14 protein-coding genes and 1 pseudogene are annotated in these 15,043 nt (G+C 70.0%); 6 read left to right on the top strand and 9 right to left on the bottom strand.

Annotation, left to right across the window (positions count from 1 at the left end; genetic code table 11):
- Positions 1-1,104, bottom strand: a 1,104-nt coding sequence (locus NJ4_RS24150; RefSeq protein ID WP_407668095.1) for a hypothetical protein, incomplete at its 3' end; no start/stop codon positions are given.
- On the bottom strand, positions 1,101-1,919 hold the full coding sequence (locus tag NJ4_RS24145) for a PP2C family protein-serine/threonine phosphatase (RefSeq protein WP_245644695.1): 819 nt from the start codon (positions 1,917-1,919) through the stop codon (positions 1,101-1,103). The genes NJ4_RS24145 and NJ4_RS24150, both read right to left, overlap by 4 nt.
- Before the next feature lie 105 nt (positions 1,920-2,024).
- On the opposite strand from NJ4_RS24145, the gene NJ4_RS24140 reads away from it, so the two are divergent.
- The 3 genes from NJ4_RS24140 to NJ4_RS24130 are packed head-to-tail and all read left to right on the top strand — an operon-like array spanning position 2,025 to position 6,277.
- A complete protein-coding gene (locus NJ4_RS24140) occupies positions 2,025-3,995 on the top strand; it encodes a helicase C-terminal domain-containing protein (protein WP_067441783.1) in 1,971 nt (656 codons plus the stop codon).
- Positions 3,996-4,004: 9 nt separating this feature from the next.
- Positions 4,005-4,625 (top strand): CGNR zinc finger domain-containing protein, encoded by a 621-nt coding sequence (locus tag NJ4_RS24135; protein WP_067441780.1) that lies wholly within the window; start codon positions 4,005-4,007, stop codon positions 4,623-4,625.
- Positions 4,622-6,277 carry a DNA repair helicase XPB gene (locus tag NJ4_RS24130; protein WP_067441777.1) on the top strand — a complete coding sequence of 552 codons (1,656 nt, stop codon included), beginning with the start codon at positions 4,622-4,624 and terminating at the stop codon, positions 6,275-6,277. The genes NJ4_RS24135 and NJ4_RS24130 overlap by 4 nt, the downstream gene beginning before the upstream one ends.
- Positions 6,278-6,349: 72 nt before the next feature.
- Here the strand turns inward: NJ4_RS24130 and NJ4_RS24125 are convergent, their stop codons facing one another.
- The 4 genes from NJ4_RS24125 to NJ4_RS24110 form a co-directional block, all read right to left on the bottom strand.
- Entirely contained in the window at positions 6,350-7,027 is a 678-nt protein-coding gene (locus NJ4_RS24125; RefSeq protein WP_067441773.1) for a copper homeostasis protein CutC, read from the bottom strand.
- Between the two features lie 151 nt (positions 7,028-7,178).
- Positions 7,179-7,847: a GntR family transcriptional regulator gene (locus NJ4_RS24120; RefSeq protein WP_245644694.1), complete on the bottom strand. Its 669-nt coding sequence runs from the start codon at positions 7,845-7,847 to the stop codon at positions 7,179-7,181.
- 129 nt (positions 7,848-7,976) lie between these two features.
- Entirely contained in the window at positions 7,977-10,520 is a 2,544-nt protein-coding gene (locus NJ4_RS24115; RefSeq protein ID WP_067441768.1) for an ABC transporter permease, read from the bottom strand.
- Positions 10,521-10,526: 6 nt separating this feature from the next.
- Positions 10,527-11,279: an ABC transporter ATP-binding protein gene (locus NJ4_RS24110; protein ID WP_067441766.1), complete on the bottom strand. Its 753-nt coding sequence runs from the start codon at positions 11,277-11,279 to the stop codon at positions 10,527-10,529.
- Between the two features lie 118 nt (positions 11,280-11,397).
- On the opposite strand from NJ4_RS24110, the gene NJ4_RS24105 reads away from it, so the two are divergent.
- A complete protein-coding gene (locus NJ4_RS24105) occupies positions 11,398-12,021 on the top strand; it encodes an alpha-ketoglutarate-dependent dioxygenase AlkB (protein ID WP_067441765.1) in 624 nt (207 codons plus the stop codon).
- 198 nt (positions 12,022-12,219) lie between these two features.
- Here the strand turns inward: NJ4_RS24105 and NJ4_RS24100 are convergent, their stop codons facing one another.
- Positions 12,220-12,804: a hypothetical protein gene (locus tag NJ4_RS24100; RefSeq protein ID WP_067441760.1), complete on the bottom strand. Its 585-nt coding sequence runs from the start codon at positions 12,802-12,804 to the stop codon at positions 12,220-12,222.
- An 18-nt stretch (positions 12,805-12,822) separates the two neighbouring features.
- Complete coding sequence (locus tag NJ4_RS24095; RefSeq protein ID WP_157551334.1) at positions 12,823-13,194, bottom strand: hypothetical protein; 372 nt, start codon at positions 13,192-13,194, stop codon at positions 12,823-12,825.
- A 110-nt stretch (positions 13,195-13,304) separates the two neighbouring features.
- Here NJ4_RS24095 and NJ4_RS24090 point away from each other — a divergent pair, with 110 nt between their 5' ends.
- Together NJ4_RS24090 and NJ4_RS24085 are read left to right on the top strand one after the other, a co-directional pair.
- The gene (locus tag NJ4_RS24090; protein ID WP_157551333.1) at positions 13,305-13,910 is read left to right on the top strand and encodes a hypothetical protein; all 606 of its coding nucleotides are present in this window, start codon (positions 13,305-13,307) and stop codon (positions 13,908-13,910) included.
- 154 nt (positions 13,911-14,064) lie between these two features.
- Positions 14,065-14,484, top strand: coding sequence for a hypothetical protein (locus NJ4_RS24085; protein ID WP_067441752.1), 420 nt, complete (start codon positions 14,065-14,067; stop codon positions 14,482-14,484).
- 310 nt (positions 14,485-14,794) lie between these two features.
- On the opposite strand, the pseudogene NJ4_RS26150 reads toward NJ4_RS24085, so the two are convergent.
- Positions 14,795-15,043 (bottom strand): annotated as a pseudogene (locus tag NJ4_RS26150) (hypothetical protein); the annotation flags it as partial.

The following is a 15,043-nucleotide window of genomic DNA, read 5'->3' as shown; positions in this document are numbered from 1 at the left end:
CGGCTGTTCCTGCGGCGGCTCCGGCGTCGCCGGCCGCTCGGGTGCGGGCTCCTCGGCGGGCGCGTCGGCGACGCTCTCGTCTGCCTCGGGCTCGGGGTCGTTGAAGAACGGGAAGGCGTGCGCCTCGGTCGGTACGTCGGCGCCGGCCTCGTGTCCCGCATCGGGCACGGACTCCTGTGCTGCCTCGACGTCCGGTGACGGCTGCGTCGCTGGTGCGTCGAACCGCGGGACGTCGGCCTCAGGAACCGGAGCCGCGAAGAACTGCGGAGGACCGGCCTCGGCCGCGGGGGCCTCGGACTGCTGGGCGCCGGCCTCGGCAGTCGGCTGCGCGAAGAACTGCGGTGGAGCGTCCCTCGCCGGCTCCTCGACAACCGGCTCCTCGGCGGTCGGCTCCTCGGCGGTCGGCTCCTGGGCCACGGCCTCGTCCGGAAGGTCATCGGTCAGCGGGTCGAAACCGGGAGCGGCGGCCACCACGGGCATCGCGACACCACCCGTGGAAACCGAGGAGGACGGGGCAGAGGAGGACGGGGCAGAAGAAGACGCGCCCGACTCGGCGGAGACCGTTTCGCCGGGGGCCGACGACTCAGCAACCGGGGGCGCTGGCTCCGCGGCCGCGCTCGAGCCGGAAGCGGCGGGTGCACCGGTGGCGGCGTACGGCGGCTGGTCGACACGTGCGGCACGGACCAGGCCACCACGGATGGCGAAGTCGACGGCGTTGCCGTCCTCTTCGTCCTCGAGCACCAACTGGAGGGAGGCAACCCCGGAGAGAGCCTGCTCCACCCAGGTCGCGGCGGCGCCACCGTCGACCTCGATGGTCTCGCCGCTCTCGAGAGTGACCACGGCGCGTGCGGCACCGCGCAGAACGATGCGGGTCGGGTCCTCGACGGTGCTGACCAGCACGAAGCCGGGCAGGGACCGCAGGCCCGAGGCGATGAGTGCATCGAGCAGCTCGTCGAAGCCGGCGCCGCCGTCGACCAGCTCCCACAGCGCGCCGACGCGCGCCTTCTCGCTCGGCGGCAGGAGCACGCTCGCGTGGTCGCCGAAGATGGAATACCACCCACCCGGGCGGTAGCTGCGGATCGCGTTCTGCTGCACGTCGTTCATGGGAGTGCCCCCAACTTCTCTTCCAGGCTCACTGGTTCGGTGCGCGACATGTGAGGCGTCGCGCTCTCGGCCAATCCCACCACATCGACGACAACAGCGGTCGCGTTGTCCTCGCCACCCGCACTGACCGCGGCCGCCACGAGCGCTTCGGCGGCGTCGCGCGGGTCATCGGTGCCGGCGACGATGCGGTGGATCTCGGCGTCGTCGATCATGCCGCTGACCCCGTCGGAGCAGAGCACCACGCGCTCCGCCGAGGAGAGCGGGAGAACGAAGAAGTCGGGGTCGCGGAAGACCGGCCCGCCCAGGGCTCGGGTGATCACGTGCCGCTCAGGATGGTGGGCTGCCTCGTCGGCGTCGATCTCGCCGGAGTCGAGCAGCTCCTGCACCAGCGAGTGGTCGACCGAGACCTGGTCGAGCCGGCCGTTGTGCAGCTTGTAGATGCGCGAGTCACCGAGGTTGACCAGCAGCCACTTGGCGCCCTCCTCGTCCTCGCACAACACGGCGGCCGCCACCGTGGTGCCGGCGTACCACTCACCGTCGCCGTCGTTGCGGTGCTCCTCGCCATAGGCGTGGATGCGGCGCTGGCACTCGGTCAACGCCGCGGTCACGACTTCAGGCGCCTTCGTGGTGTCGTAGCCGTCGTGGGCCAACCGGGCGAATCCCTCGACCGCGATCGCACTGGCGATGTCTCCGGCCTGGTGGCCACCCATGCCGTCGGCGACGACGAAGACCGGCGACGAGGCGAAGAAGGCGTCTTCGTTGGTCTGCCGCACCCGGCCGACGTCTGTGGCGGCCCCGCAATCGAGATGAACCACGCCCACCTTGCTCCTCACTGTTCGGACCCCACGCCGCGCCCGCTTCCGCAGGGCGGGACCAGTCTGCCAAAGATGCGCCCACCACCGCCTAGTAGCGTGGCAGGGATGGTCGGCAAATCTGCCGCCGGATCGAACCCGGCGTTCCGCTCCCTGGCGGACCAACTGCGCGCGTGGCCCGAAAGTCGTCTCGCGCGGCTGTTGCGCGCCCGCCCCGATCTCGCCACACCCGCTCCTCAGGACTCGTCTCAGCTTGCGTCACGTGCGGCCACCAGGGCCTCAGTGCTCCGCGCGCTCGACCGACTGACCCGGGCCGAGCTCTGGCTGCTTCATGCCCTCGTCTCGGGCGGCGAAACCCCCGGAGACCATGATTCGACTCTCCAGCACCTGCGCGACCTCGCCCTGGTCTGGGAGTCCTCGTCGGGCGACCGCCCGCTCAGTGTGGTCGCCGACCTGCTCCCCCGCGGCGGCGAGTACGACGGGGACGACGTACCCCTGCCCGAGCTGCTGACCAGCGACCGCGACGCGTCGATGACCTCGCGGGCCGCGGCCGGCGCCGCGTTCGACGTCGTACGCCGCGTCGAGCTGCTGCTCGACCACTGGGGCACGAACCCGCCGGCCGTGCTGCGCTCCGGCGGGTTGTCCGTGCGCGACCTGAAGGCGACCGCCCTGTTGCTGCACGTCGACCAGCGCGAGGCGGGCTTCCTGGTCGAGCTGGCCGCCTCGGCCGGGTTGCTGGCGACGATGTCGGACGACGCGGTCGACGCCTGGCTGCCCACCGATGCGTACGACGCCTGGTGCCGACTCTCGTTCGCGCAGCGCTGGACCGAGCTGACCAGGGCCTGGCTGACCAGCCCCCGGATGCCCGCCGCGATCGGGGCCAAGGACAGTGCCGGCAAGGCACTCAACGCACTGGCGCCCGGGCTGGTCGACCCCCACCTCGTGGACACCCGCATGATCAGCCTGGCCCAGCTGGTCGGGTTGCCGCCCGGGCACGTCCTGGCCGTCACCACCGGAGTGCCCTCGTTGGTGGCGCGGGTGCAGTGGCTGCGCCCGCGCCGACCATCCACCCTGCCCCGACTGGTCGCGTGGACCGCCGAGGAGGCCGCCCTGCTCGGCGTCACCGGCCTCGGCGGGCTCTCCTACTTCGGTCGCGCCCTGCTGGCCGGCTCGACCGACGAGGCCGTGGCCGCCCTGGCCCCGCTGCTGCCCGAGCCGCTCGACCACATCCTGATCCAGGGTGACCTGACCGCGATCGCACCCGGCCCCCTGGAGGCGGCGCTGGCCGCGAAGCTCCAGCTGTTGGCCGAGGTCGAGTCACGTGGCGGGGCGACCGTCTACCGGTTCACCTCCCCCTCCGTCCGGCGTGCCCTGGACGCGGGCTGGACCTCCCACGAGATCCACACGTTCCTCGGCTCGGTCTCGCGCACCGACATCCCGCAGCCGCTCACCTACCTGGTCGACGACACCGCCCGCACCTACGGCACGTTGCGCGTCGGCTACGCCGAGGCGTTCCTGCGCACCGACGACGAGGCCGCCCTCGAGTCGATCCTGCGGTTGCGGGGCGCCGCGTCCCTCGGGTTGCGCCGGATCGCGCCGACCGTGTTGATCAGCACCACTCCCATCGACCTGCTCCTCCCCCGCCTGCGCGAGCTCGGCGCCGCCCCGGTGGTCGAGGCCGACGACGGCACGGTCCACGTCGCGCGCCCCGACGTACGCCGGGCCCGCACGCCGCGTCAGCGCGCGAGTGGTCGCGACGCCGCCCGCGACACGGCCCAGGTGACCCATGCGGTCTCGGCGATCCGGGCCGGCGACAAGGCCCGCGAGCTGCGGCCCGAGACCCACGTGGCCACGACCCCGGCCGACTCCCTGACTCTGTTGCGGGCCGCGATCGAGGCGGGGAGCAGCGTCTGGATCGGCTACCTCGACAACCACGGCACTGCCACCGAACGGGTGGTCGACCCGGTGCGCGTCGAGGGCGGTCAGCTCACGGCGTACGACCACCGCAGCGAGGACGAGCGAACCTTCGCCGTCCACCGCATCACGGCCGTGCGGCACGTGACTGGCGTGCAAACGTAGACTGGCGCCGTGGATTTCATCAGGTACGCCGAGTCGGCCGCGAGTCTGCTGAACGCGGACGTCGCCGACGTCGACGACCTCGTGCGCTTCCTGTCCGGCCGTCAGTGGCTGCACGACCAGGTCACCGAGAAGGACGTCGCCCACGTGCGCCGCTTCGTCGCTGACCTGCGCCCGGTGTTCGTGGCCTCCGGCGAGGACGACGTCGCCGGCGTCGTCACCGGACTCAACGAGCTGCTCGACCGGCACCCGGTCACGCCGATGATCTCCGACCACGACCTCGGCAACCTGCACCTGCACGTCGCGAACCGGGCCGCCTCGGTCTCCGAGCTGCTGGTCTCCGAGGCCCTGCTCGGCCTGGCCACCCTGGTCTGCGACCTCGGGCCCTCCCGGCTCGGCGTGTGCGCGGCCACCAAGTGCACCAACGTGTACGTCGACACGTCCCCCAACCAGTCGCGCCGCTACTGCTCGGAGCGTTGTTCCTCCCGGGCGAACGTCGCCGCCTACCGGGCCCGGCAGAAGATCCAGGCCGTCCCCGCTGACTCGGCCGGCTCGGCTGACTCCACCGGCTCGGCTGACTCCACCGGCTCCGGCGTCGAGGCGAACGACGCAGCGGAGAGAAAGGCACTGTGAACGGCCCCCTGATCGTCCAGTCCGACAAGACCCTGTTGTTGGAGATCGACCACCCCGACGCGGCCGAGTGTCGGCGCGCGATCGCGCCCTTCGCCGAGCTCGAGCGCTCCCCCGAGCACGTGCACACCTACCGGCTGACCCCGCTGGGTCTGTGGAACGCGCGGGCCGCCGGCCACGACGCCGAGCAGGTCGTCGACACACTGCTGAAGTACTCCCGCTACCCGGTGCCGCACGCGCTGCTGGTCGATGTCGCCGAAACCATGTCCCGCTTCGGGCGACTGCGGCTCGACAAGCACCCGGTGCACGGGCTCGTGCTCTCCTCCACCGACAAGCCGGTGCTCGAGGAGGTGCTGCGGGCCAAGAAGATCCGGGGCATGGTCGGCGAGCGTGTCGACGGTCCCGAGGGCGATGCGGTCGTCGTACACGGGTCGGAGCGGGGCAACCTGAAGCAGGCGCTGCTCAAGCTGGGCTGGCCGGCCGAGGACTTCGCCGGCTACGTCGACGGCGAGGCGCACCCGATTGCGCTGCGCGAGGAGGGGTGGGTGCTGCGGCCCTACCAGTCCGAGGCGGCCGAGTCGTTCTGGCACGGCGGCTCCGGAGTCGTCGTCCTTCCCTGCGGTGCGGGCAAGACGATCGTCGGCGCGGCCGCGATGGGCTACGCCCAGGCGACCACGTTGATCCTGGTCACCAACACCGTCTCGGCCCGACAGTGGAAGGACGAGCTCGTTCGTCGTACGACGCTGACCGAGGACGAGATCGGCGAGTACTCCGGTGCCGTCAAGGAGATCCGGCCGGTCACGATCGCGACGTACCAGGTGCTCACGCTGCGCCGCAAGGGCGCCTACCCGCACCTCGAGCTGCTCGACGCCCGCGACTGGGGGCTGATCCTCTACGACGAGGTGCACCTGCTGCCGGCGCCGATCTTCCGGATGACCGCCGATCTCCAGGCGCGTCGGCGGCTCGGACTGACCGCGACGCTCGTGCGCGAGGACGGTCGCGAGGGCGACGTGTTCTCCCTGATCGGGCCGAAGCGCTTCGACGCGCCGTGGAAGGACATCGAGTCTCAGGGCTACATCGCCCCCGCCGACTGTGTCGAGGTGCGGGTGACGCTGCCGTCCGCCGAACGACTCGCCTATGCGGTGGCCGAGCCCGAGGAGCGCTACCGTCTCGCCGCCTGCACGCACCACAAGATCGACGTCGTGCGCCAGCTGGTCGAGCAGCACGCCGGCCAACCGACGTTGGTGATCGGTCAGTACATCGACCAGCTCGACGAGCTCGGCGCCGCCCTCGACGCCCCGGTGATCAAGGGCGAGACCACGGTCAAGGAACGGCAGCGACTCTTCGAGGCGTTCCGTTCCGGGGAGATCGGGCTGCTGGTCGTCTCCAAGGTGGCCAACTTCTCCATCGACCTGCCGTCGGCGGAGGTGGCCATCCAGGTGTCCGGGTCGTTCGGGTCTCGTCAGGAGGAGGCCCAGCGTCTGGGACGACTGCTGCGCCCCAAGACCGAGGGCAAGTCGGCGCACTTCTACACGATCGTCTCCCGCGACACCGTCGATGCCGAGTTCGCCCAGAACCGGCAGCGGTTCCTCGCCGAGCAGGGCTACGCCTACCGGATCGTCGACGCCGACGACCTCCCCGCACTGGAAGCCTGATCGCGCTTCTCTGGTGGCCGGGCACCTGGTCGCCGGTCTGCTGACGCCGTGTCCCGAGGCTCCCCGAACCGGTCAGGAGTCGAGCAGGAGTCGCCACGAACGCACGTGGCCGGCGTCGACGTAGGACTTGTACGACGCACCCGGGCGGGTCTGGATGCCGATGTGGAACTGGGTGACACCCGCGCGGGCCAGCCACGGCACGTGCTCGGGGAGCAACCCCTTGCCCGGGAGCATTCGCGCCGCCGCCGCCGGGTCGGCCTGGGCGGTGGCGAGGAGGTCCTCGTAGCCGACGCCCAGTCCTTGAGGTGAGCCCGAGGTGAGCACGGCATCGAGTCCCGGCAACGAGCGGAGCGCACGCCAGGTCCGGCGGGTGTCGAGGCAGGCGTCGATGGCCTCGTGGAAGGTCCACGGCACTCCCGGGAGGGCCTCGGCCACGGCGGTGCACGTGTCCTCGTCGACGTCGAGGTCGGCGTCGAGGAAGCCGAACGCGACACCCTGGGCACCGAGTGCGACGTACTCCTGGGCCAGCCCGACCAGGCGGGTGAACTCGCCGCCCGTGGTGGTGAAGGAGTCGTTGAGGCGCAGCATGACCCGCACCGGGATGTCGGCTTCGCGCAGCACGACCGATGCTGCGGTCAGGTCGGGCGAGAGTCCGTCGGCATCGGAGAGCAGCAGTCGGTCCGCGCCGCCCTCCTGCGCTCCGATCACGTCGCGCTCGCTGCGGATCGCGACTTCGAGGAGAAGGCTCATGCCGGGCAGCCTACGGGCGACCGGCCCGTTCACCCCTGATTGATCGACCCGTCGCCAGTTCGGGGTGACCCGTCGCCAGTTCGGAGTGACCCGTCGCCAGTTCGTGCATCCTGGCCGAACTCACGACGGGTCAGCCCGAACTCACGACGGGTCAGCGGTCGGCGAACTGGACCCAGAGGGTGAAGCTGTCGGCGCGGTAGGTCGAGCTGGACACCTCGATCACCCGGTCGTCGCTCGAGGCCCGGCGCGAGATGCGCAGCACCGGCGATCCGTCCGGGAGCCCGAGCAGCTCGGCCTCCTCGGCAGTGGCCAGGTCGGCACGCACGGAGTCCTCGGCCCAGCCGGGTCGCAGCCCGCGCACGCCGAGCTCGGCGTACAGGCTGACCGGCAGCGCGCGCTGGAGGAACCCGGGCAGTAGCACCTCGGAGAGGTAGGCGTTCTCCACACAGACCGGCTCGCCGTCGGCGTGCCGCAGCCGCTGCCAGTGGATCACCGCGTCACCCTCGGTGATCGCGAGGGCGCGGGCCACTCCGGGGCCGGCCTTCTCGATGCGGGAGATGAGCGTCAACGAGTCGGCCTGCTTGCCACGGCTGGCCATCTCGTCAGTGAAGCCGCGCAGCTCACCGACGCGGGTGCGGGGCTTCTTCACGAAGGTGCCCTTGCCCGGGATCCGCTCGAGGAGTCCCTCGGCAACCAGCGCCTCGATGGCTTGGCGTACCGTCATCCGGGCCACCCCGAACCTGCCGACGAGGTCCCGCTCGGACGGCGCCGGCGAGCCCACCGGGAGCCCGTCGATGAGCTCGCGAAGGTACTCACGCACCGCCACATGCTTGCGCGGTGACGACTCCACCGCGCTCGGGACTGGATTCACCCGACGAGTCTCGCCCGTCCGGATTGCCCGAGTCCGGACAACACCTCACGAATAGCCCGATGGGACTAGCCATCCTGCCTATTCGGTCGCGATTGCCCGCAGCACGTCGAGCTTAGCGGCGCGGCGTGCCGGGAACACCGCGGCCAGTACGCCGAGCACACCCGAGGCGACCACGAAGATGGCCAACAGCCCCCACGGGATCGACAACTCGGTGAGCCCCTGATCGGCCAGCGCCCAGACCAGGGTGGATCCGAAGACGACCCCCATCACCATGCCGAGCAGGGCGCCGAAGACCGCCACCACCACCGATTCGAGCCGGATCATCGTGCGCAGCTGACGACGGCTCAGCCCGACCGCGCGGAGCAGCCCGACCTCGCGGGTCCGCTCGATCACGGACAGGCTCAAAGTGTTGACGACGCCGAGGATCGCGATGATCACCGACAGCCCGAGCAGCCCGTAGATCATGTAGAGGAACTGGTTGATCTGGGTCTTCTGCTCGTCGGCGTACCCCTCAGGGTCCTTGACCGTGACGGTCGGGAGGTCCTTGGTGATCTCGTCGATCTGGTCCTTCAGGGTGTCGGTGGAGGCGCCGTCCTTCTTGGTCACGAAGACCATCGAGTCGAGAGGCACCAGCCCGCCCTTGACCAGGGTGTCCGGAGTGACGAGGTAGTTGCCGGGCACCACGCCGCCGTCGTTGAAGATGGCGACGACGTCCAGTTTCACCTTGCCTGCTTGGAAGTCGAGCGTCACCGGGTCGCCGACCTCGAGGTTCTTGTCCTCGGCCTGGCCCTCGGTGAGGGCCACCTTGCCGGGTCCGAGATCGGCGAGGCTCCCCGACGAGACCGGGATCCGGAAGGCGAACCTGATGTCCTGCGCGCGCATCGCCGCGGCGTACACGGTCTTGCCCTCGACCTTGGGGTAGCCCTGCCGCAGAGCGGCCACGCCGGCGACGGTGTCGAGCTTGCGCACCTGCTGGGCGACATCGGGCGAGAAAGGCTGGCCGACCACGTTGGAGATGATGAACTGCGAGGTCAGCGACTTGCCGATCGCGGCGTCGGTCGAGGCCGAGGCGGAGGCACCGAAGATCGACATCATCGACATCAGGGCGAGGCCGATCATCAGCGCGCTGGCGGTGGCGCCGGTACGACGCGGGTTGCGCAGCGTGTTCTGCGCTGCCAGGTTGCCGACACTGCCGAACAGCTTGCGATAGATGACGCCGAACAAGATGAGCAACGGCCGGCCGAGCAGCGCGCTCATCAGGGCGACGCCGATCAGGATCAGCAGGATGCCGGCGCCGATCAGGATCAGGCCCAGAGTGCCCGAGCCGGCCAGGCCACCGATCATGCCGGCCGCGCCGAGCACGACCAGCACGGTGCCGACGATCATCCGCTTGCGCAGGGTCGACTCGGGCAGGGCGACATCGTCGCGTAGAGCCGCGATCGGCGGTATGCGAGAGGCGCGTACGGCGGGCAGCACGGCCGCGATCGTCGTGACGACCAACCCCACGGCGTAGGACCAGAAGATCGTCCAGCCGGTGACCGGGAAGTCGGCGCCGCCGAGGTCGAGTCCGAACCTGCCGAACAGGAACCGGAGGAACAGGGCGAGCAGGTAGCCCACGCCCAGGCCCAGTGTCGAGCCGACCAGCCCGACCACGACGGCCTCGCTGATCACCGACCGGTTGACCTGACCGCGGGAGGCGCCGAGCGCCCGCAGCAGCGCGAGCTCGCGGCTCCGTTGGGCGACCAGGATCGAGAACGTGTTGATGATCAGGAAGACGCCGACCACCAGGGCGACACCGGCGAAGACCAGCAGGAAGGTCTTCAGGAAGCCCATGATCTGGTCGAGGCTGGCCTTGTTGTCCTCGACCGCGTCGTCGCCGGTGGTGGCCTCGACGTCCTTGGGCAGCACCTTCTGGGCGGCGTCGCGGAGCTCGGTCTGGGAGACGCCGGCAGCGGCGTTCAGCGAGATCGAGGTGTAGACGTTGCGGCCGCCGAAGAACTGCTTCTGCAGGAACTTCGAGTCGAAGATGGTCAGGGTCGCGCCGTTGAGACCGCCCGATCCGAACTCGACGAGGCCGGTCAGCTTGGCCTTCATCGTCGGTGGCGTGGAGCCGGTGGCGAGGGTGACCGTGTCGCCGATGTCGTAGTCGGCCTTCTTCGCGGCGTCGACGTCGATCGCGATCTCGCCGGGGCCATCGGGCAGCTCCCCCTCGGCGGTGACGAGGATCCGGTTGCCGTTCATCGAGGTCGCAGTGGTCGGGTTGAAGGCGAGGCCGGGCGGGCCGCTGCCGCCGACGACCTTGCCGCTCCTGCCGATGATGTAGACCGACTGCAGGACGTTCTGGGGGTGCGCCGACTCGACCTCGGGCAGCCTCTCGAGGTCGGTGACCACTGACGCCGGGATGGTGCGGTTGTCCTGCATCGAGTCGAAGTCGCCGGCGCCCTTGTAGGCGATCTCGACGTCGGCGGTGGAGCCCTCGATGATGTCGTCGAAGGCGCCACCCATCGCATCGGTGAAGATCATCGTGCCGGACACGAACGCGACACCGAGCACGATCGCGAACGCAGAGAGCATCAGCCGGACCTTGCGGGCCAGCAGGTTGCGCCAGGTGACCTTGAACATCGCTGGTCAGGCCTCGAGCTCGCGGGCGGTGAGCTCCTGCATCTTGCCGAGGATCTGCTCCCGGTCGGGGTTGCGCAGCTCGTCGACGATGCGCCCGTCGGCGAGGAAGACGACGCGGTCGGTGTAGGCCGCGGCAACCGGGTCGTGGGAGACCATCACGATGGTCTGGCCGTAGTCGTCGACGCTCGCGCGCAGCAGCCCGAGCACCTCGGCGCCCGACTTGGAGTCGAGGTTGCCGGTGGGCTCGTCGGCGAACATGATGCTCGGCCGGCTGGCCAGTGCCCGCGCCACCGCGACGCGTTGCTGCTGGCCGCCGGAGAGCTCGTTGGGCTTGTGGCTGAGCCGGTCGCCGAGGTCGACGGTGGAGATCACCGTGTCCCACCACTCGGGGTCCGGCTTGCGCCCGGCGATCGCCATCGGGAGCTTGATGTTCTCTTCGGCGGTCAGCGTCGGCACCAGGTTGAAGGACTGGAACACGAAGCCGATCTCGTCACGACGCAGCCGGGTCAGGGCCTTGTCACCCATGCCGGTCAGCTCGTGGTCGCCGATGTGGACGGTGCCGCTGTCGGCCACGTCGAGGGCCGCGCAGCAGTGCATCAGCGTCGACTTGCCCGAACCGCTGGGGCCCATCACCGCGGTGAACTCCCCCGCGCCGATGTCGAGGCTGACGTCGTCGAGCGCCTTGATCAGCGCCTGGCCGGTGCCGTAGGTCTTGGTCAGGTTCGAAACGCGTGCTGCGGGCGCGGCGCCAGTGGTCATGGGCTCCAACCTAGGGGATCCGGCGTCGGCGCTCCCACTACTTTTGGCTGGTTCCGGGGCCAATCAGGGACATCCCGCATGTCGAACATCTGTTCGATGATTCTGCTAGCCTTGCCGGATGAGCGTGGAGTTCCAGGCGAACCTGTTCGACGTCGCCGCCGATCCGGCAGCCGGCAGTCTCGCTCCGGCTCGTCGTACGACGCTCACCCGCGGCGCCTGGGTCGACGTACGACCGAACTGGATCGCCGGCGCCGACGACGTCTTCACCACGCTGGTCAACTCGGTCCCCTGGCGTGCCGAGCGACGCGAGATGTGGGACCGCGTGGTCGACGTACCCCGCCTGGTGCACACGTACGGCGTGGGCGAGCCCTTGCCACACGCGTTGCTCGACTCGGCCCGCGAGAGGTTGAGCGGGCACTACCTGCCCGAGCTGGGTGAGCCGTTCGAGACCGCCGGGTGCTGCTACTACCGCGACGGCCGCGACTCGGTGGCGTGGCACGGCGACACCATCGGCCGCGGCCGACACGAGGACACCATGGTCGCGATCGTGTCGTTCGGCGACCCCCGCAAGCTGATGCTGCGCCCGCGGGGCGGTGGTGGCTCCGTGTCGTTCACGATGGGGCACGGCGACCTGCTCGTGATGGGCGGGTCCTGCCAGCGCACCTGGGAGCACTGCGTCCCGAAGACCGCGCACTCGGGGCCTCGGGTCTCGGTGCAGTTCCGGCCTCTCAACGTGTTCTGAGCACGTCCCGGGTCTCGATCCGCTCGCTGGTGCTCGCCACTCGACCAACACGCTGGAGCCCTGGCACGGCAAGGCCTTGAGTGCACGATCCGTGTCGTCTTCTCGGCCGATCTCGACACGGATCGTGCACTCAAGGACGACTCCAGGCTGCGTGGCCACTCCCCCGCGCAGGAGAGCACCGAGCGATCACCCGGGGGGTCACGTGTCGAGTGTCTCGACCTCGCCGCTGAAGCGTGCGCCGGCGAAGGCCAGCCCGGTCAGCGTCGCGTCGACGGAGGTCTGCGGAACAGTGATGGCCGTGGCCACGGCCACGGTGCAGGCCCCCAGCGTCGTGTCCCACACCGGGCCACACTCCGGGTGGGCGGCCAGGAACGTCTGCGGGTTCGCCGGCCACAGCACGAGGCGCAACATCTTCAGCCCGAGCAGCTGCGAGTGCTGCACCTGCAGCGCCACCCGACCCACCTCACTCCAGGCGAGCGCGAAGGCGAGCTCGGCACTGCCCTCCAACCGCAGGCCACGCTCGTCGAAGACGTAGACGGCTCCGGTCTCCCGCAGGGCCACCGGAGCGAAGGTCATGGCGTTGATGTCCGACTCCACCTGTTGCGCCGAGCCTGCGTCTCGCCCCGCCTTACGCAGGCGCTTCGTGAAGGCCCCACCAGTGGACCCGCTGGCGAAGTTCCAGACCGCCTTGACGAAGGCCTTGGGCGAGGGCTTCACGGACATCACGGGCACCCGGACCGCCGCGCCCGACGGCGGCGTGGGCTCAGTCTCGCTGGGGTTCATGGCAACCGAGCCTACCGATCACCCCGGGACGCGGCCCCACCAACCGGTGCCGTCGATGTCGGCGGGTGGCAGCTCCGGAAGCGATGCTTTCACGGTGTTCACCGCCTCGGCCGAGCCGTGGGCGCGGGCGACCTCGCCCAGGCCACGGGCCAGGTCGAGGGTCGCCTCCGTGCCCTGCTCCGTCGCCGTACCCACGAAGGCGCGCGCCCCTTCATGGCTCGAGCTGACGAACGCGCTCGGCGCGATGCCGAAGGCCGGCGATTGCAGTGGACACTCGTTGGCCACCGTGTGGTGAGCACGTTGCACGTAGACGTGTGGTTCCGCTGCGACGTGCTTGGCGATCGCGATCACTTGGTCGGGATTGACTTCACCCGTGGTCTGCTCTCTCATCCGTTGCGCACGTCCTACCTCGAGGTGCGAGACCTGACCGACCGGGGTTCGAGCGCCTCGTGCGTGGGTACGGTCAGGGCATGGAATCGGGTTCGCGAACGCTCTACCGCGTGACGACCCGGAGCGCCCTCAAGGCCCGGGCCTTGGCGCTGGTGGTGCTGCTGATCGGAGCGGCCACCCTGGTCGGTGCGGTCACGATCTGGACGGGCGACCTCTGGACCGGCCTGATCGGGCGGAAGGAGCTGTCCGACGCCGGCGAATGGGTGCGCACCGACCCGACGACCGCGGTGCGGGTGGTCTGGAGCCTGGGCCTCGGAGTGTGCGGCACCCTGCTGACCGCGGGAGGCATCGCAGTCGTCGTGCAGACCCGCCGCAGTACGACGGGACGCTACGGGCTGGTGGTCGGCAGCGACGGCCTCCGTGTCGAGTCGAGCACCACGCGGTTCACCATGACCTGGCAGCGAATCCAGGACGTGGCGGTAGCCGATGGAGAACGGGCACGGACCCTGGTCATCACGTGCGCGGGAACTGACCTCGCCGACCACCTCGGACCCAAGGAGGTGGCTCGCCGCGAGCGGCAACTGCGTGACCTCCTCCATCCGCGGGTGACCAGGGCGGACCGCGGCGAGGTCGTCCGCCTCAGCCCGCTGAGCGCCCTGGGCGTTCGCGAGTCAGAGTTCCTGGACGACGTACGCCGCCACCTCGCGCGCGACTGACGGTTTTCGCTGGTCGAGTGCCGCCGAGGAACGAGGCGGTGCATCGAGACAAGGCTGGTTCTCCACAGGGCGTCGGATCGTCGTCACGCTCGTCGAGGACGGCGCGTAGCCTTGATGGCGCAGCGCGCGCCCCTTCGGGCACACTGGAGGAGTGATGAGTTTGGATCTCAACACATGGGTCTCAGTCGTCACCATGCTTGGTGTCGGCCTGGCTCTGTGGCGCCACACGTCCTCAACTGGTCGCGGATTCCGTGAGGATCTCAAGAGCGACATCGCCGAACTGCGAGCCGAGCTCACGGGCGACAACGCCGCCCTGCGGGCCGAGCTCAAGGGCGACAACGCCGCGTTGTCCGCCACGGTCGCCGACAACCACGAGAAGGCGATGGCCACGGCCCTCGCCGTGCGCGATGAGCTGAGGTCCGACCTCGGCTCCCAGATCCAGGACGTGCGTGTGGAGTTCCGCGGTCGCATGGACGACCTGCGCGGCGACGTCGGTGGGCTGCGCAGCGAGGTCAGCAAGCTCGAGAGTCGCTTCTACGCCCTCGTCACGCACGCCAATCCCGAGCCGCGCTGAGACCGAGGTCTGCGAAAACTTGTCACCCAGGTGCCAAGTTTGCGGTTGTTCGTCAGTGCGTTGGACGCTTGCCCTTGCCGTGCGGTCGTCGTACTGGGTGAATCGTTGTCACGGGCCGCCTCTCCCTCCCAAGAACTGGCGGCGCCCACGGTCCGAATCGGCCCGCATACCTGATGCCTGACCGGCCAAGGAACGCTCGCGGGCCCGCCTACCCCACTCCACCCGGCCGGCCCGCGGGCGTTCATCTCGCGGCGTGGTCTCGAGATGGGTTCCGAGGAGGCGAGGGACGAACCGTCTCCAGGGCGCTCGTTCAGCAGCAGCGGCGGCGGGCGATCCAGACGACCAGGGCGAGTACGCCGAGGGCGGCCGCGAGCTGCTTGCCGTAGGTCTTGAGCAGGATCGGCAGCACGGTCGCGCCGAGGTCGAGTGCGTCGTCCGAGCCGGAGGAGCCCGAAGATCCGGAGGACTCGGACTGGTGGCGCGACGGCGTAGTCGCCTGTGGGGCGGGCGCGGCCGAGCTCTCCGCGGCGGGCGCCGACGCCGGGCCAGCGTCCGGGTC

The organism is Nocardioides jensenii JCM 1364 = NBRC 14755 (assembly GCF_001552535.1).
GTDB lineage: Bacteria > Actinomycetota > Actinomycetes > Propionibacteriales > Nocardioidaceae > Nocardioides > Nocardioides jensenii.
This window is presented reverse-complemented; position numbering and strand designations above follow the sequence as displayed.

What these genes read in the sequence shown, in the direction of transcription:
- NJ4_RS24095 (WP_157551334.1), bottom strand. Translation starts at nt 13,194, where the DNA reads ATGAGAGAGCAGACCACGGGTGAAGTCAATCCCGACCAAGTGATCGCG.
- NJ4_RS24140 (WP_067441783.1), top strand. Translation starts at nt 2,025, where the DNA reads ATGGTCGGCAAATCTGCCGCCGGATCGAACCCGGCGTTCCGCTCCCTG.
- NJ4_RS24115 (WP_067441768.1), bottom strand. Translation starts at nt 10,520, where the DNA reads ATGTTCAAGGTCACCTGGCGCAACCTGCTGGCCCGCAAGGTCCGGCTG.
- NJ4_RS24100 (WP_067441760.1), bottom strand. Translation starts at nt 12,804, where the DNA reads ATGAACCCCAGCGAGACTGAGCCCACGCCGCCGTCGGGCGCGGCGGTC.
- NJ4_RS24110 (WP_067441766.1), bottom strand. Translation starts at nt 11,279, where the DNA reads ATGACCACTGGCGCCGCGCCCGCAGCACGCGTTTCGAACCTGACCAAG.
- NJ4_RS24085 (WP_067441752.1), top strand. Translation starts at nt 14,065, where the DNA reads ATGAGTTTGGATCTCAACACATGGGTCTCAGTCGTCACCATGCTTGGT.
- NJ4_RS24125 (WP_067441773.1), bottom strand. Translation starts at nt 7,027, where the DNA reads ATGAGCCTTCTCCTCGAAGTCGCGATCCGCAGCGAGCGCGACGTGATC.
- NJ4_RS24105 (WP_067441765.1), top strand. Translation starts at nt 11,398, where the DNA reads ATGAGCGTGGAGTTCCAGGCGAACCTGTTCGACGTCGCCGCCGATCCG.